Origin of the sequence: Pseudomonas sp. TNT2022 ID642 (genome assembly GCF_028656995.1) — a bacterium.
GTDB lineage: Bacteria > Pseudomonadota > Gammaproteobacteria > Pseudomonadales > Pseudomonadaceae > Aquipseudomonas.
The window spans coordinates 58,000-74,719 of record NZ_JAMDGW010000008.1 but is presented as its reverse complement, the minus strand read 5'-3'; the positions used below and the strand labels follow the sequence as shown (position 1 = coordinate 74,719).

At 59.1% G+C, this 16,720-nt stretch carries 13 protein-coding genes; 8 read left to right on the top strand and 5 right to left on the bottom strand.

Annotated elements, in window-relative coordinates; genetic code table 11:
• Positions 1–54: 54 nt before the first annotated feature.
• The 8 genes from ppsA to M5G26_RS09970 all read left to right on the top strand — a co-directional run bounded on the left by ppsA (position 55) and on the right by M5G26_RS09970 (position 8,317).
• Positions 55–2,430 (top strand): phosphoenolpyruvate synthase, encoded by a 2,376-nt coding sequence (ppsA, locus tag M5G26_RS10005; RefSeq protein WP_007916410.1) that lies wholly within the window; start codon positions 55–57, stop codon positions 2,428–2,430.
• Between the two features lie 199 nt (positions 2,431–2,629).
• The gene (locus tag M5G26_RS10000; RefSeq protein WP_150694844.1) at positions 2,630–3,619 is read left to right on the top strand and encodes an alpha/beta fold hydrolase; all 990 of its coding nucleotides are present in this window, start codon (positions 2,630–2,632) and stop codon (positions 3,617–3,619) included.
• 226 nt (positions 3,620–3,845) lie between these two features.
• Entirely contained in the window at positions 3,846–4,337 is a 492-nt protein-coding gene (rraA, locus tag M5G26_RS09995; protein ID WP_034152872.1) for a ribonuclease E activity regulator RraA, read from the top strand.
• Between the two features lie 22 nt (positions 4,338–4,359).
• Entirely contained in the window at positions 4,360–5,355 is a 996-nt protein-coding gene (locus M5G26_RS09990; RefSeq protein ID WP_160057059.1) for a zinc transporter ZntB, read from the top strand.
• Positions 5,356–5,418: 63 nt separating this feature from the next.
• A complete protein-coding gene (locus M5G26_RS09985) occupies positions 5,419–5,667 on the top strand; it encodes a hypothetical protein (protein ID WP_008076827.1) in 249 nt (82 codons plus the stop codon).
• Positions 5,668–5,669: 2 nt separating this feature from the next.
• Positions 5,670–6,494, top strand: a complete 825-nt coding sequence (locus M5G26_RS09980; RefSeq protein WP_007916401.1) for a mechanosensitive ion channel family protein — start codon at positions 5,670–5,672, stop codon at positions 6,492–6,494.
• A gap of 90 nt (positions 6,495–6,584) precedes the next feature.
• On the top strand, positions 6,585–7,175 hold the full coding sequence (sigX, locus tag M5G26_RS09975; RefSeq protein ID WP_011333251.1) for an RNA polymerase sigma factor SigX: 591 nt from the start codon (positions 6,585–6,587) through the stop codon (positions 7,173–7,175).
• Positions 7,176–7,282: 107 nt separating this feature from the next.
• Complete coding sequence (locus M5G26_RS09970) at positions 7,283–8,317, top strand: OmpA family protein (protein ID WP_016985589.1); 1,035 nt, start codon at positions 7,283–7,285, stop codon at positions 8,315–8,317.
• A 97-nt stretch (positions 8,318–8,414) separates the two neighbouring features.
• Here the strand turns inward: M5G26_RS09970 and cobA are convergent, their stop codons facing one another.
• The 5 genes from cobA to M5G26_RS09945 all read right to left on the bottom strand — a co-directional run bounded on the left by cobA (position 8,415) and on the right by M5G26_RS09945 (position 16,715).
• Positions 8,415–9,182, bottom strand: coding sequence for a uroporphyrinogen-III C-methyltransferase (gene cobA / locus M5G26_RS09965; RefSeq protein WP_127926490.1), 768 nt, complete (start codon positions 9,180–9,182; stop codon positions 8,415–8,417).
• Positions 9,183–9,195: 13 nt separating this feature from the next.
• The gene (locus M5G26_RS09960; protein WP_273915201.1) at positions 9,196–11,910 is read right to left on the bottom strand and encodes a nitrate reductase; all 2,715 of its coding nucleotides are present in this window, start codon (positions 11,908–11,910) and stop codon (positions 9,196–9,198) included.
• On the bottom strand, positions 11,910–12,227 hold the full coding sequence (nirD, locus tag M5G26_RS09955; protein ID WP_016985592.1) for a nitrite reductase small subunit NirD: 318 nt from the start codon (positions 12,225–12,227) through the stop codon (positions 11,910–11,912). Before nirD ends, M5G26_RS09960 begins: the two co-directional genes overlap by 1 nt.
• A complete protein-coding gene (gene nirB, locus M5G26_RS09950) occupies positions 12,224–14,677 on the bottom strand; it encodes a nitrite reductase large subunit NirB (RefSeq protein ID WP_273915200.1) in 2,454 nt (817 codons plus the stop codon). The genes nirD and nirB overlap by 4 nt, the downstream gene beginning before the upstream one ends.
• Before the next feature lie 367 nt (positions 14,678–15,044).
• Positions 15,045–16,715, bottom strand: a complete 1,671-nt coding sequence (locus tag M5G26_RS09945) for a bifunctional protein-serine/threonine kinase/phosphatase (protein WP_273915199.1) — start codon at positions 16,713–16,715, stop codon at positions 15,045–15,047.
• Between the last annotated feature and the right edge of the window lie 5 nt (positions 16,716–16,720).

The window sequence follows — 16,720 nt, the reverse complement described above, 5'->3', positions numbered from 1 at the left end:
CCCCCGGGCCGCCGGTTTCTGAGCTTTTCCAACACAGTTAGTGGAGAGATCACCTTGGTAGAGTACGTAGTTTCCCTCGATAAGCTCGGCAAACACGATGTTGAGCATGTGGGGGGCAAGAACGCATCCCTGGGCGAGATGATCAGTAACCTGGCAGGCGCCGGTGTTTCGGTCCCCGGCGGCTTCGCCACGACGGCTCAGGCTTATCGTGATTTCCTCGAACTGAGCGGCCTCAACGACCAGATCCACCAAGCCCTCGACGCGCTCGACGTTGACGACGTCAACGCCCTGGCCAAGACCGGCGCACAGATCCGTCAATGGATCATGGAAGCCGAATTCCCCGAAAAACTGAATGCCGAGATCCGCACCGCGTTCGCCGCGCTGTCGGCCGGTAACCCTGACGTGGCCGTGGCCGTGCGTTCTTCCGCCACCGCCGAAGACTTGCCGGACGCCTCGTTCGCCGGTCAGCAGGAAACCTTCCTGAACATCCGTGGTGTGGAAAACGTTATCCGCGCCGCCAAAGAGGTGTTCGCTTCGCTGTTCAACGACCGTGCCATTTCCTACCGCGTGCACCAGGGCTTCGACCACAAACTGGTCGCCCTGTCGGCTGGCGTGCAGCGCATGGTGCGTTCGGAAACCGGCACCGCCGGCGTGATGTTCACCCTCGATACCGAATCGGGTTTCCGTGACGTGGTGTTCATCACTGGCGCCTACGGTCTGGGCGAAACCGTCGTACAAGGCGCGGTCAACCCGGATGAGTTCTACGTGCACAAGGGCACGCTGGAGGCCGGTCGTCCGGCGATCCTGCGTCGCAACCTGGGCAGCAAAGCCATCAAAATGATCTACGGCGACGAGGCCAAGGCCGGTCGTTCGGTCAAGACCATCGATGTCGACAAGGCTGATCGTGCACGTTTCTGCCTGTCCGACGCTGAAGTCAGCGAGCTGGCCAAGCAAGCGATGATCATCGAGAAACACTACGGCTGCCCGATGGACATCGAGTGGGCCAAGGACGGTGACGACGGCAAGCTGTACATCGTGCAGGCGCGTCCGGAAACCGTGAAAAGCCGCACCCAGGCCAACGTCATGGAACGTTACCTGCTGAAAGAAACCGGCACCGTGCTGGTGGAAGGTCGTGCGATTGGCCAGCGCATCGGCGCCGGTAAAGTGCGCATCATCAAGGACGTCTCCGAGATGGACAAAGTCCAGCCGGGCGACGTGCTCGTTTCCGACATGACCGACCCGGACTGGGAACCGGTGATGAAGCGCGCCAGCGCCATCGTCACCAACCGTGGCGGGCGTACCTGCCACGCGGCGATCATCGCTCGTGAGCTGGGCATCCCGGCAGTGGTCGGTTGCGGCAACGCCACCCAACTGCTGAAGGATGGCCAGGGCGTGACCGTGTCCTGCGCCGAAGGCGACACCGGTTACATCTTCGAAGGCGAACTGGGCTTCGACATCAAGAAGAACTCCGTCGACGCCATGCCGGAGCTGCCGTTCAAGATCATGATGAACGTCGGCAACCCGGACCGTGCCTTCGACTTCGCGCAACTGCCGAACGCCGGTGTCGGCCTGGCTCGTCTGGAATTCATCATTAACCGCATGATCGGTGTCCACCCGAAAGCGCTGTTGAACTACGACGGTCTGCCACAGGAAATCAAGGACAGCGTCGACAAGCGTATCGCCGGTTACAACGACCCGGTCGACTTCTATGTCGACAAACTGGTGGAAGGCATCAGCACCCTGGCTGCAGCGTTCACGCCGAAAAAAGTCATCGTGCGCCTGTCGGACTTCAAGTCCAACGAATACGCCAACCTGATCGGCGGCAAGCTCTACGAGCCGGAAGAAGAAAACCCGATGCTGGGCTTCCGTGGCGCTTCGCGTTACATCAGCGAATCGTTCCGTGACTGCTTCGAGCTCGAATGCCGCGCGCTGAAACGTGTGCGCAACGAGATGGGCCTGACCAACGTCGAAATCATGGTGCCGTTCGTCCGTACTCTCGGCGAAGCCAGCCAGGTGGTCGATCTGTTGGCCGAAAACGGCTTGAAGCGCGGCGAGAACGGCCTGCGCGTGATCATGATGTGCGAACTGCCATCCAACGCGATCCTTGCTGAAGAATTCCTCGAATTCTTCGACGGCTTCTCGATCGGTTCCAACGACTTGACGCAGCTGACCCTGGGTCTGGACCGCGATTCCGGTATCATCGCGCACCTGTTCGACGAGCGTAATCCGGCGGTCAAGAAGCTTCTGGCCAACGCGATTGCCGCGTGCAACAAGGCCGGCAAGTACATCGGTATCTGCGGTCAGGGTCCTTCGGACCACCCGGATCTGGCCAAGTGGCTGATGGAGCAGGGCATCGAAAGCGTGTCGCTGAACCCGGATACTGTGCTGGAAACCTGGTTCTTCCTCGCCGAAGGTCAGACACCAGCTTAAAGAGTATGTGAACGGCCCGCTTCCCCTGTGGGAGCGAGCCTGCTCCGGGCGGCGTTCCGACGATGGCGGAGCAACATCCGCCATGGATGTTGGCTGATAAGCCGCTTTCGCGAGCAGGCTCGCTCCTACAAGGGCAGGGCTTTGAGATTGAAGTAGGGCGGGCTCCTGTAGATGCCGCCCTTTTTTGTGCAAGAGCATTATGCAAAGCAGCAGCAACCTGTTTCCTGTCGCCCTGATCAGCGCCGAACGGCGCGGCGATCTGAGCGAAGACGTGTATCGACTGAAACCCGGCAACAGTCCCGACTGGTCCGTGGAAATCGCTGTGACCCGCTTGGGCATGGCCGATGACTCGGCGCCTCGCGGTGTGCCGGTGATTTTGCTGCACGGCAGTTTTTCCAATCGACGCTTCTGGTTTTCACCGAAAGGTCTGGGCCTGGGTGCCTATTTGACGCGTCTGGGTTTTGACGTGTGGATCCCCGAGATGCGCGGCCACGGTTTGTCGCAGCGCAATGAGGAATACCGACGCAATCGGGTCGCCGACTATGCCCGTTACGATCTGCCGGCGATTGCCGCGTTCGTGCGAGAGCAGAGCGGGCAGATTCCGCACTGGATCGGCCATTCGCTGGGCGGCATCACCTTGGCCGCCGCGCTCGGTGGTGAGTACCTTGGCGAACCCGCCGTGGCTTCGGCTGCGTTTTTCGGCACACAAGTCAGCCGCACTTACTGGCCGCTGAAAATTCCGCCGGTGGAGTGGAGCGGGCGCTTTATTCTCAAGCGTTTTGCGCAACTGTCGGGTTCGCGCCTCAAGCGTGGACCGGAAGATGAGCCGATCGGTCTGGCACTGGAAAGCATGCGCTGGTACGGCTTGTTCGGCCGGTTTGGCGACAAGGACAAAGATTGGTGGGCGGGGCTGGCCGATGTTCAAGTGCCAGTGCTGGCGGTGACTGCAGCAGGCGATCATCAGGATCCGGCGTGGGCCTGTCGCAAGTTGTTCGAGCAGATCGGCTCCGAGCACAAGCAGTTCATCAATCTGGGCCGCGAGCAGGGCTTCAACGATAATTTCGGCCATGTCGAGATGTTGGTGAGCAAAGCGGCGCAGACTGAGGTGTGGCCGTTGGTGGAGCGCTGGTTGAACGATCAGCACACGCCATTGCTGGGCGAGAAGCCGGATTTGGCTGCTGCGGTCTGAGAGGGAGGCCCTGAAAAGGGCATTTCGTTCGGGTTGGCTTGCGGCTAAGATATGACGCATTGTGCGGTTCTGGTCATTTTTGGTGGCTGTTTAGCTATTACGTTTCAGGGTTTGTTCAGGTTCGTTCAGCGACCATGGGATGGACTAAGGTAAACAGCGACCGCCGGAGATCGTCCCAAAAGAATGCGTCATCCTTGATCGTCTTCCTTGTTACAGGAGTTTTTCGATGAACCATTACCTTACGCCTGACCTGTGCGACGCCTATCCGGAGCTGGTGCAGGTGCTGGAACCGATGTTCAGCAATTTCGGCGGCCGTGATTCGTTCGGTGGTGAAATCGTGACCATCAAATGCTTCGAAGACAACTCGCTGGTCAAGGAACAGGCTGAACTCAAGGGCAACGGCAAGGTGCTGGTGGTCGATGGCGGCGGTTCTCTGCGTCGCGCGCTGTTGGGCGACATGATCGCCGAGAAAGCCGCTAAAAACGGCTGGGAAGGGCTGGTGATCTATGGCTGCATCCGTGACGTCGATGTGATTGCCCAGACCGATCTGGGCGTGCAGGCGTTGGCCAGCCATCCGATGAAAACCGAAAAACGTGGTATCGGCGACCTCAACGTCCCGGTGACTTTCGCCGGTGTGACGTTCCACCCGGGCCAGTACATTTATGCGGACAACAACGGCGTGATCGTCTCGCCGAGTCCGCTGAAGATGCCTGAATAAGATTTTCGACAAAGGGATGCGGATGTTCGAGGAAGAAAACGCGCAATGGGGGCTGGTGCATGCCCTGGTGCTGGACGGAAAAGGCGGTGCGCGTTCGATAGCCCGGACTGAGCTCGACGATTTGCAGCTGCAGGCCCATGAAAGCCTGTGGCTGCATTGGGATCGCAGCCATCCGCAAACGCAGACCTGGCTGCGCAAATCCAGCGGTCTCAATGAATTCACCTGCGATCTGCTGCTGGAAGAGAACACTCGACCGCGCCTGTTGCCGTTGCCGGATGCCGAGTTGCTGCTGTTTCTGCGTGGGGTCAATCTCAATCCGGGTGCCGAGCCGGAAGACATGGTCTCGGTGCGGATTTTCGCTTCAGCTCAGCGGGTGATTTCCCTGCGTTTGCGTCCATTGCGCGCCACCGATGAATTACTGGTGCAATTGGCGGACGGCAAAGGTCCGAAAACGGCCTCTGAACTCATCCTCTATCTGGCGCAGTTCCTCACCAACAAGGTGCAGGATCTGGTCACTTGCCTCTCGGAAATCGCCGATGAGGAAGAAGAAAAAATGGATGCCGACGAACGGTATACCCCCGAGCATGGCGCCATTCTGCACATCCGCCGCCGGGCCGCTGGGTTGAAGCGTTTTCTTGCGCCGCAGCGGGATATTTTCGGGCAACTGACGCGGATAAAACTGCCGTGGTTTGTCGATGACGATGCCGATTACTGGAACGAATTGAACAACAGCCTGACCCGCTATCTCGAAGAACTCGAATTGACCCGAGAGCGCGTGGGGCTTGTGCTGGAGGCTGAAGACCGGCGCCTGAGCGAGCGCATGAATCGCACGATGTACCGCTTCGGGATCATCACCTGCATCTTTTTGCCGATGAGTTTCATCACCGGTCTGCTGGGCATCAACGTTGGCGGAATTCCATTCTCCAGCAGCCCTTATGGGTTCCTGATCGCCTGCTTGACGGTGCTCGCCCTGGCCTTCGGTCAGTGGTGGTTATTCCGTCGTTTGCGCTGGGTCTGACGATGGCGCATGTGACCCGACCAAATCTGCCCGCGTCTTTCACAGACATCACGAGAGGTGCGTATGCACGATCCGTTTGAACAGTCTTTGCGCGACATGCTCAACGCTTCGCCGTCCAGCCGCGACGACGATGCCTGTCTGGGCCGCGTACTCAAAACCGCCAACCGCCAGGTCGGCGCCGGTGATCTGTTCAGCCTGCTGGGCCGCTGGCTGCCCGCGCTGATGATCGCCCTGAATAACGGATCGGCCCATGTCTCGCCGGTTTCCCGTCTTCGTAAACCTACCGCTCGCACTGCTGATAAGGCTGATTGAATATGGAACTCGACCTCTGGACTCAGAGCCTCGTCACTGCAATGACTGCGTTGTGGACCAAAGTAGCCAACTTCATCCCGAACCTGTTCGGCGCACTGGTCGTGCTGCTGTTGGGTTTCGTCGTGGCCAAGCTGCTCGATACCTTGCTCTCCAAGCTGCTCGCCAAACTCGGCCTTGATCGCCTGATGGGTGGCACCGGCCTGACTAAATTGATGTCGCGGGCGGGGCTGCAAGTCCCGATTTCGACCCTGATCGGCAAAATCGTTTACTGGTTCGTTCTGCTGATTTTTCTGGTTTCTGCAGCAGAATCTCTTGGCCTTGAGCGAGTTTCGGCTACGCTGGATATGTTGGCGCTCTATTTGCCGAAAGTATTCGGCGCGGCGTTGGTGTTGCTGGTAGGTGTTTTGCTCGCGCAACTGGCCAACGGCCTGGTGCGCGGGGCGGCAGAAGGCGTGGGCCTGGACTACGCTTCGGGGCTTGGGCGAATTGCTCAGGGGCTGGTGATCATCATCAGCATCTCGGTCGCGATCAGTCAGCTTGAGGTCAAGACCGACCTGCTGAACCATGTGATTGTCATCGTTTTGATTACCGTTGGTCTGGCCGTTGCGCTGGCCATGGGTTTGGGAAGCCGGGAAATTGCCGGTCAGATTCTTGCGGGAATCTATGTGCGTGAGTTGTATCAGGTTGGGCAACAAGTGCGTGTTGGCGAGGTCGAAGGCCAGATCGAAGAGATCGGCACGGTTAAAACCACATTGCTGACCGATGAGGGTGAGCTAGTCTCTCTTTCCAATCGGATCCTGCTGGAACAGCATGTGAGTAGCCGCTAATCCGGCAAACCCTGCTAATGTATGCCGCCGCAAAATGCCAGCTGATGCTGGTTGCGGTGGACATTGACCTGACTGTCGGCACGACTTGTTTTGAATAAAGCCCAAACGCTATCCACGCGCTACGACCCCCGCGAGCTCTCTGATGAGGAGTTGGTCGCGCGCTCGCATACCGAGCTTTTTCACGTAACGCGCGCCTATGAAGAACTGATGCGGCGTTACCAGCGAACATTATTTAACGTTTGTGCGAGATATCTTGGGAACGATCGCGACGCAGACGATGTCTGTCAGGAAGTCATGTTGAAGGTGCTGTATGGCCTGAAGAACTTCGAGGGGAAATCGAAGTTCAAAACGTGGCTCTACAGCATCACGTACAACGAATGTATTACGCAGTATCGGAAGGAACGGCGAAAGCGTCGCTTGATGGACGCATTGAGTCTTGACCCCCTCGAGGAAGCGTCCGAAGAAAAGGCGCCGAAACCCGAGGAGAAGGGCGGACTTGATCGCTGGCTGGTGTATGTGAACCCGATTGACCGCGAAATTCTGGTGCTTCGATTTGTCGCAGAGCTGGAATTTCAGGAGATCGCAGACATCATGCACATGGGTTTGAGTGCGACAAAAATGCGTTACAAACGTGCTCTAGATAAATTGCGTGAGAAATTTGCAGGCATTGCTGAAACTTAGTTCAGCGCAAATATCTCTTACGTGTAGGCAAGTTCTGATAGACTTGCCGCCGAGTTGTCCCCCGGTTTGCGGGACTGCTTCACAATCACCAGATGGGGATTTAACGGATGAAACTGAAAAACACCTTGGGCTTGGCCATTGGTTCTCTGATTGCCGCCACTTCGTTCGGCGCTCTGGCACAAGGCCAAGGCGCAGTTGAAATCGAAGGCTTCGCAAAGAAAGAACAATTCGACAGCGCTCGTAACTTCAAGAACAACGGCAACCTGTTCGGCGGTTCGATCGGTTACTTCCTGACCGACGACGTTGAACTGCGTCTGGGCTACGACGAAGTGCACAACGTACGTTCCGACGACGGTCGTAACATCAAGGGCGCGAACACCGCTCTGGACGCTCTGTACCACTTCAACAACCCAGGCGACATGCTGCGTCCATACGTATCGGCTGGTTTCTCCGATCAGAGCATCGGTCAGAACGGTTCCGGCGGTCGTGACCGCTCCACCTTCGCCAACCTGGGCGCTGGTGCCAAGCTGTACTTCACCGAGAACTTCTACGCCCGTGCTGGCGTTGAAGCTCAATACAACATCGACCAGGGCGACACCGAGTGGGCTCCTAGCGTTGGTATCGGTGTGAACTTCGGTGGCGGCTCCAAGCCTGCTGCTGCTCCAGTTCCAGCACCAGCTGAAGTCTGCTCCGACAGCGACAACGATGGCGTTTGCGACAACGTTGACAAGTGCCCGGACACCCCAGCCAACGTAACTGTTGACGCTGACGGCTGCCCAGCAGTTGCTGAAGTTGTTCGTGTTGAGCTGGACGTTAAGTTCGACTTCGACAAGTCGGTTGTGAAGCCAAACAGCTACGGCGACATCAAGAACCTGGCTGACTTCATGAAGCAGTACCCATCCACCACCACTACTGTTGAAGGTCACACTGACTCCGTCGGTCCTGACGCTTACAACCAGAAACTGTCCGAGCGTCGTGCAAACGCCGTTAAGCAAGTTCTGACCAACCAGTACGGTGTTGAATCGTCCCGCGTTCAGTCTGTTGGCTACGGCGAATCCCGCCCAGTTGCTGACAACAAAACTGAAGCTGGCCGCGCTGTAAACCGTCGCGTAGAAGCGCAGGTTGAAGCTCAAGCTAAGTAATTAGCTGCCGCTCTGAGAAAAGCCCGGCTTAGGCCGGGCTTTTCTTTGCCTGCGATTTGGCTTTGAAGCTTTAAAAGATCGCAGCCTTCGGCAGCTCCTACATGAAATCTGCATACGTCCTATAGGAGCTGCCGCAGGCTGCGATCTTTTGATCTTCACCAGCCGCCGCCACCGCACCAATCACCAGAATCGCCGGGCTCTTCAATCCGAAAATTCCTGCGTCATCGCTCATGCTCATCAGATCACTCCGGCATTCGCGCTGCTCAGGCAATGACGCATTCTCGATCATGGCCACCGGCGTATCCGCCGCCATCCCGCCCGCCAACAATTGATCGCGAATCTCGCCGAGCTTGGCAACACCCATATAAACCACCAGCGTTGTGCCGCCCTGCGCCAGTGCCTGCCAGTTCAACTGGCTGTCATCCTGAGTATGCGCAGTCACCAGCGTCACCCCGCGCGCCACACCGCGTAACGTCAGCGGAATATCGCACTGCGTTGCCCCGGCCAGCCCGGCGGTGATGCCGTTCACCAGCTCCACCTCGACCCCGCGCTCACGCAGCCACTGCGCCTCTTCACCGCCCCGGCCGAAAATGCATGGATCGCCGCCCTTGAGCCGCACCACACACTTGCCGTGGCGGGCATAGCGCAGCATCAGCCGATGGATAAAGGCCTGCGGTGTCGAACGACAACCGCCGCGTTTACCCACGGCAATGATGCGTGCGCCAGGGCAGTGTTCCAGCACCGCGTCATTGACCAGATCGTCGATCAGCACCACATCGGCCTCGCGCAAGGCGCGCACCGCTTTGAGGGTCAGCAGTTCCGGATCGCCGGGGCCCGCGCCTACCAGCCAGACTTTTGCATTCATGCTGCTTTCCTCATCAGATGATGGCGACCGGCTGCAACTCGGCAGCCAGCAAACGCTTTATTTCCGGGACGCACGAGCCGCATTGCGTGCCGCAGCCCAAATTGTTTTTCAAACCCTGCAGATCCAGACCTTGGCGGATGCCTGCGCAGACTGTGTTGAGGCTGACGTTGTTGCAGTTGCACAGGGTTTTATCCGCGCTGGCCTGCACACCGACGCTGCCCGGTGGCGCACTCATCGGCGCCAGCAACCAGCGCCGCAGTTGTTCGTCGGCCCGGCCCTCCAGCCACAGGCCTTGCAGCCAATGCTGCGCGAGGGTTTCGCCGGCCAGGCGAATCGCGGTGATACGTCCGTTTTCAATGCGTACGCGCTTGCCGATAGCCCGACGTGGATCGTCGTAAGCCAGTACCGGGCCGTCGATCAGTGACAGGCAATGATCGATTTCACTGAGCAATTGCGCATCCGGTGCCTCGCTGCTCGCTGCGCGTATCAGCAGCGCCGACCGCTCACGTCCGACAAGGCTGATACTCACGTAGGAAAATGCCTCACATAGCGGTCGTAGCGTCTCGAAATGCCGTTGAACATCGCCCTCGATCAGTGCGAAAAGCTGCCACGGTAGATTGACCGGCTCCAGGCGCACACCGCTGTGTTTGAGTTCCGGTTGTTTCGACAACGGATCGAAGGCCGGCAGGGTCAGGCTGTTCACGCCGCCCTTGAGAAACCGGTCACCCCAGTGCATAGGTAGAAACGCTTGTCCCGGACGTACGCTGTCATCACTACCGACAGCAACAATTACTGCGCCGCGACGACTTTTCAGATTGACCAGATCGCCCGGCTGCAAACGGTGCCGGCGCATTTCGTCTGGATGCAGACTCAACACCGCTTCGCTGACATGCCCGAACAGTTGCGCCGCCGTGCCGGTGCGGCTCATACCGTGCCATTGATCGCGCAAGCGGCCAGTGATCAATGTCAGCGGAAAGCGTGCATCACGCTGTTCTTTGGCGGCGCGGTAAGGGTCGGCAATGAAATGAGCGCGGCCAGTGGACGTAGGAAAAATACCGTCCCCGTACAGTCGTGGTGTTCCTACGCGGGCGCCGACGGGGAAGGGCCATTGCTGCGGTCCGATCTCGTCGATCAGCGCATGACTGATCCCGGACATATCCAGATCGCGGCCATGCGTCAGCCCTTTGAACTCATCGAACAACTGCGCAGGTTGGCTGAACGCAAACAGGCTCGGTTCAACGGGACGCAGACGTTTCTCCAGACGCTGCGCGAAATCTACCGTAATCGCCCAATCCGGCCGCGCCTCACCCGGTGGGAGGATGGCTTTGCGTACGTGGGAAATGCGTCGCTCGGAGTTGGTTACCGAGCCTTCCTTCTCGCCCCAACTGGCAGCAGGCAGCAGTAGATCTGCGAACGCAGCGGTTTCGGTGGTGCGAAAAGCCTCCTGCAACACCACAAACGGGCAAGCTTCCAGTGCCGCGCGCACCGAGTTCTGATCCGGCATCGATTGCGCAGGGTTGGTGCAGGCAATCCACAACGCCTTGATCTTGCCGCTGCGCACTTGCTCGAACAGTTCGATGGCGCTGAGACCAGTGCTTTCCGGCAGTTGATCCACACCCCAATAAGCCGCCACTTCGGCGCGGTGTTCAGGGTTGGCCGCGTCACGATGACCCGGCAACAGATTCGACAAACTACCGGTTTCGCGTCCGCCCATGGCATTTGGCTGACCGGTGAGAGAGAAAGGTCCTGCACCCGGACGGCCAATTTGCCCGGTGGCCAGGTGCAGATTGATCAGCGCACTGTTCTTCGCGCTGCCAGCGCTGGACTGGTTCAAACCCATGCACCACAGCGACAGAAAACTTCGCGAAGTGCCCACCCATTCGGCGCACTGCTGCAATTGTTCGACGCTGATCCCGCACAGTTGCGAAACCATTTGCGGGGTGTAATCACGCACCAGATTCTTCAGTTCGGCCAAACCCTCGGTGTGGGCCTTGATGAAGTCGCGGTCGATCCAGTCTTCCCACAACAACAGATGCAAAATCCCATGGAACAAAGCGACATCGGTGCCGGGCAGAATCGCCAGATGCAGATCGGCGAGGTCGCAGGTGTCGGTGCGCCGAGGATCAATGACGATGACTTTCATCTGTGGGCGACGGGACTTCGCCTCTTCCAGTCGACGGAAAAGTACCGGATGGGCGTAGGCCATGTTACTGCCGACGATCATTACGCAATCGCTGAGTTCCAGATCCTCATAGCTGCACGGCGGGGCGTCGGCGCCGAGGCTGCGCTTGTAGCCGACCACTGCCGAGGACATGCACAGGCGTGAATTGCTGTCGATGTTGTTGGTGCCGACCAGCGCCCGCGCGAGTTTGTTGAAGGCGTAGTAGTCCTCGGTCAGCAACTGTCCGGAGATATAGAACGCCACGCTGTCCGGGCCGTGTTCGGCGATGGTTTCGGCGAACACGTTGGCGGCATGTTCCAGCGCAGTGTCCCAATCCGTGCGGCTGCGCGCCAGGCCTTTGCCCAAACGCAGTTCCGGGTACAGCGCGCGGGCCGCGAGGTCGCCGGTCAGGTGCAGGGTCGAGCCTTTGCTGCACAGTTTGCCGAAGTTGGCCGGGTGCGCCGGATCGCCGCTGACGCCGAGGATGCGCTCGCCGTCATGCTCGATCAGCACGCCGCAGCCGACCCCGCAATAACAGCAGGTCGAGGCGGTCGTCTGGCGGTTCATCAGATGGCGTCCCGCAGGGCCAGTTGCACACGACCGTTTTCGACCCGCGCCGGGTGATGGTGCGCGCAACCGATGTCAGGCGCCTGCGCTTCGCCAGATTCAAGGTCGATTTGCCAATTGTGCAGCGGACAGGCCACGCGTTTGCCGTAGATCAAGCCTTGCGACAGTGGTCCACCCTTGTGCGGGCAGCGGTCGTCGAGGGCGAAAACTTCGTCGTCGCTCGTACGAAAAATCGCAATGTCACCTTTCGGCCCGGCAATGATTCGCGAACCGAGGGCATTGATCTCGTCGAGGGCGCAGATATCGAGCCAGTTCATGCCAGCACCTCCAGATTTTTCACGGGGATTACGTCGAATTCTTTCTTCAATTGCGGCTGCGCCAGACGTTCTTTCCACGGGTCTTGTTCGAACGACAGGGAGAATTGCAGGCGCTCGTTCAGGGCTTTGCGGCGTTCCGGGTCTTCCAGCACGGCTTTTTTGATGTGCTCCATGCCGACCCGTTGCAGGTAGTGCACGGTACGTTCGAGGTAGAAGGCTTCTTCGCGATACAGCTGCAGGAATGCGCCGTTGTATTCGCGCACTTCTTCGGCGGTTTTCAGCTTGACGAAGAATTCGGCGACTTCGGTTTTGATCCCGCCGTTACCGCCGATGTACATCTCCCAACCGGAGTCGACACCGATGATTCCTACGTCTTTGATCCCCGCTTCCGAGCAGTTGCGTGGGCATCCGGAGACAGCCAGTTTTACTTTGTGCGGCGACCACATGTTGAACAGGTCGTGCTCGAGCTCGATGCCCAGTTGCGTCGAGTTCTGCGTGCCGAAGCGGCAGAACTCGCTACCGACGCAGGTTTTCACAGTGCGGATGGATTTGCCGTAGGCGTGGCCGGAGGGCATGTCGAGATCCTTCCAGACGCCAGGCAGATCCTGCTTCTTGATGCCGAGCAAATCGATGCGCTGACCGCCGGTGACCTTGACCATCGGCACCTGATATTTGTCGGCCACGTCGGCAATTCGCCGCAGTTCCGAAGGATTGGTCACGCCGCCCCACATCCGTGGTACCACCGAGTAAGTGCCGTCCTTCTGGATGTTGGCGTGCGCACGCTCGTTGATCAGGCGCGATTGCGGATCGTCCTTGGCTTCGCCGGGCCAAGTGGAAATCAGATAATAGTTGAGAGCCGGGCGGCACGTTGCGCAACCATTCGGCGTGCGCCAGTTGAGGTAGCTCATGGTGCCGGCGATGGTCAGCAGATGCTGCTCGCGAATGGCTTGGCGAATCTGCCCGTGGTTGAGATCGCTGCAACCGCAGATGGCTTTTTCGCTTTTCGGTTTGACGTCGGCCGCGCCGCCGACGGTGTTGATCAGGATCTGCTCGACCAGCCCGGCGCAAGAGCCGCAGGAGCTGGCCGCTTTGGTGTGTTTCTTCACCTCGTCGACGCTGAACAGGCCGTGTTCCTGAATGGCTTTGACGATGGTGCCTTTGCACACGCCGTTGCAGCCGCAGACTTCGGCGGTGTCGGCCATGACCATGGCTTTGTCCTGGCCCTGATGTCCTACGTCGCCCAAAGCGTTTTCGCCAAACATCAGGTGATCGCGGATCTCGCCGATGGCGTGATTCTCACGAATCTGGCGGAAATACCAACCACCATCGGCCGTATCGCCGTACAGACAGGCGCCGACCAGCACGTCATCCTTGATCACCAGTTTTTTGTACACGCCGCCAATCGGGTCGGAGAGGGTGATGGTTTCCGTGCCTTCGCCGCCCATGAAATCGCCGGCAGAAAACAGATCGATGCCGGTGACTTTCAATTTGGTCGAGGTAACCGAACCCTGATACCGAGCGAAGCCCAGTTGTGCGAGGTGGTTGGCGCAGACCTTGGCCTGCTCGAACAATGGCGCGACCAGACCGTAGGCAATGCCACGGTGGCTGGCGCACTCGCCGATGGCGTAGATGCGCGGATCGTAGGTTTGCAGGGTGTCGTTGACCAGGATGCCGCGATTGCACGGGATGCCGGCCTTTTCCGCCAATTCGGTGTTAGGACGAATACCGGCGGCCATTACCACCAGATCAGCGGGGATGATGTCGCCATTCTTGAATTGCACCGAGCCGACCCGGCCATTGCCGGCGTCGTGCAAGGCCTGGGTCTGCTCGCACAGACGGAAGTGCAGGCCACGGGATTCGAGGGCGCTTTGCAGCAGTTGTCCGCTGGTTTTGTCCAGTTGCCGTTCCAGCAGCCATTCGCCTATGTGCACTACAGTGACGTGCATGCCGCGCAGCATCAGGCCGTTGGCGGCTTCGAGACCGAGCAGACCACCGCCGATGACCACCGCGTGTTTGTGGGTTTTCGCGGTGTCGATCATCGCTTGGGTGTCGGCGATGTCGCGATAACCGATCACGCCGTGCAGGGTGTTGCCGGGGATTGGCAGGATGAACGGCGTCGAGCCGGTGGCGATCAGCAGGCGATCATATTCGGCTTCGGTGCCATCCTCGGCGATCACGCGGCGTTTGACCCGGTCGATCTGCACCACTTTGCGGTTGAGCAGCAACTTGATGTGGTTTTCCAGGTACCAGTCGAGGTCGTTGAGCACGATCTCCTCGAAGGTCTGCTCACCGGCCAGCACCGGTGAGAGCAGGATGCGGTTGTAGTTGGTGTGCGGTTCGGCGCCGAAGACGGTGATGTCGTACAGCTCGTTGCTCAGCTTGAGCAGTTCTTCGAGGGTGCGGACCCCGGCCATGCCATTGCCGATCATCACCAGTTTGAGTTTTTTCATCAGGTTCTCCGGGGAGCTGCGGCTGGCCTCTTGTGGGCAGTCAGGCCTTGCTCGAGAAATTTTGCGCAAACAAAAAAAGGCGTCCCGCTAGTTGCCTAGCGAGGACGCCTTTGTCCTGGTCCCGTTCTCTCGGGAAGCGCAGCCTTCGTCGTTGAAGGTTGGGCTTTATGTGTGTGTTGAGTGAGGTAATGCAGTGGTTGTGCCAAGTGGGGGAATGGCGTGTTTATTGGGCGGGAGCGGTTATTGACGGGGATTTTTTGCACCGAATCGACGCGGGTTGCTCGTTCGTGGGGCATTCAGGCAGACAGAATTGTTGTGATTGGGCTGGCCTCTTCGCGAGCCTGCTCGCGAATGACGCGACGCGGTCTCAGCCGTGAAACAACAAAACCAGCAGCACCAGATTCCCCAGCAGCGCCACGATCGCCATCGTCCGCCACACCTTCAACGGCTCACGCTCCAATAACGGTCTGGGCCGTACACTCAAACTCCGCCGCTCGCCCTGTTCCAACACCAACAACCATTCCTCAGCCGTTTCAAACCGTTGTTGCGGATCCGCCGCCACACCACGCTCCAGACTCTGCGCCAGCCATTCCGGCAGATCCGGCCGATAGCGACTGGCGCTCACCGGCAGACCAAAGCGCGGTCGCTGAAACGCTTCGATCTCGCCGTAGGGAAAATGCCCGGTGAGCAGGAAATACAGGGTCACGCCGGCCGCATACAAATCCTGCGACACACTTGGCGGATCACCGCGAAATGCTTCCGGGGCGATGTAACTGGGTGTCCCGGGTAGCGTCGACGGCGCGTCTTCGGACAGTCCCGGACAATATGCCAAGCCAAAATCCAGCAGACGCAATTCGCCGTCGTCGCCCACGTGCAGATTTTCCGGTTTGATGTCCCGGTGCAGGATCTGCCGCCGATGCAGCAACCCGACCGCACGCAACAGGCGCTCGGCGATGTCCTGCCACTGTGCCAACGGCAATGGGCCTGACAGTTGAAACAGCTGTGCCAGCGTCGCTCCGGAATATTCCCGCATCACGTAGTACAAATGCTGACGCTGCTGGCACGCATGGACTTCAGGAAAGTGCCGGCCGGCTACGCGTTTGAGGAACCATTCCTCGGACAGCAGTGCTTGCCCGGCGTGGGAATCATCGGCGGAACGCGTGGGTAGGGTTTTCAGAAGCCACGTCTGACCTTGTCCATCAAGCACCCGATACAGCAGCGATTGCTGGCTCTGAGCGACAACGTCCAGCACTTGCCAGCCTTCGAACGACTGCCCGGGTTTCAACGGTGGCGGCAGGGGCCATTGCTGCAGATGAATCAGTGCATCGCCGATACTCGTCTCACCGACAGCATCGACCCGCACCAGCAATGCACTGGCATTGTCCTGACTCCCCGCCAGATGCGCGGCATTGACCAGCGTCTGCGCGGCGCTGTGCAGATCCGGCTGATCACGCAGAATCGCCGCAATCGCGGTATCGCCCAGCGTTGACCAGACTCCGTCGCTGAGCAGCACAAAGCTTTCGCCTTCACGCAGTTCACCGTCGAGGAAATCCAGCACCAGATGCTGATCCAGCCCTAGCGCACGCTTGAGCACATGCTGCATGCCCGGCTGATCCCAGACATGATCCTCCGAGATCCGCTGCAAACTATCGTCGTGCCAGCTATACACCCGGCAATCGCCGACGTGGGCGAGGGTAAAACGCCGACCACGCATGACCAAGGCGCTGACCGTGGTGAGCAACGGTTGCCCACCACCGTTGGCCTGCAACCAGCGGTTTTGCGCAAGCAGCAGGCGATCCAGCGCCTGCGCCACACTCCAGGTTTCCGGCGTGGCGTAGTAGTCGAGCGCCAGGGCTTGCAAGGTCGAACGCGCAGCGAGGCCGCCATCGGCGCATTGGCTGACGCCGTCGGCGATGGCGAACAGATAACCTTTGCTCGCCGCCAGTGCCGGAGCCGGTGTCACCGAACGCAAAGCATCCTGATTCTCCGCGCGCGGACCGGTGGCGCTGGCTTCGGCAAAACTCAGTTGCAGGGCCATCGACG

Coding starts and splice junctions, on each gene's coding strand:
- nirB (WP_273915200.1), bottom strand. CDS start 14,677: ATGAAAAAACTCAAACTGGTGATGATCGGCAATGGCATGGCCGGGGTC.
- M5G26_RS10000 (WP_150694844.1), top strand. CDS start 2,630: ATGCAAAGCAGCAGCAACCTGTTTCCTGTCGCCCTGATCAGCGCCGAA.
- cobA (WP_127926490.1), bottom strand. CDS start 9,182: ATGAATGCAAAAGTCTGGCTGGTAGGCGCGGGCCCCGGCGATCCGGAA.
- M5G26_RS09945 (WP_273915199.1), bottom strand. CDS start 16,715: ATGGCCCTGCAACTGAGTTTTGCCGAAGCCAGCGCCACCGGTCCGCGC.
- M5G26_RS09985 (WP_008076827.1), top strand. CDS start 5,419: ATGCACGATCCGTTTGAACAGTCTTTGCGCGACATGCTCAACGCTTCG.
- M5G26_RS09960 (WP_273915201.1), bottom strand. CDS start 11,910: ATGAACCGCCAGACGACCGCCTCGACCTGCTGTTATTGCGGGGTCGGC.
- M5G26_RS09990 (WP_160057059.1), top strand. CDS start 4,360: ATGTTCGAGGAAGAAAACGCGCAATGGGGGCTGGTGCATGCCCTGGTG.
- M5G26_RS09970 (WP_016985589.1), top strand. CDS start 7,283: ATGAAACTGAAAAACACCTTGGGCTTGGCCATTGGTTCTCTGATTGCC.
- M5G26_RS09980 (WP_007916401.1), top strand. CDS start 5,670: ATGGAACTCGACCTCTGGACTCAGAGCCTCGTCACTGCAATGACTGCG.
- nirD (WP_016985592.1), bottom strand. CDS start 12,227: ATGAACTGGCTCGATATCTGCGCCCTCGACGAGATCAATGCCCTCGGT.
- rraA (WP_034152872.1), top strand. CDS start 3,846: ATGAACCATTACCTTACGCCTGACCTGTGCGACGCCTATCCGGAGCTG.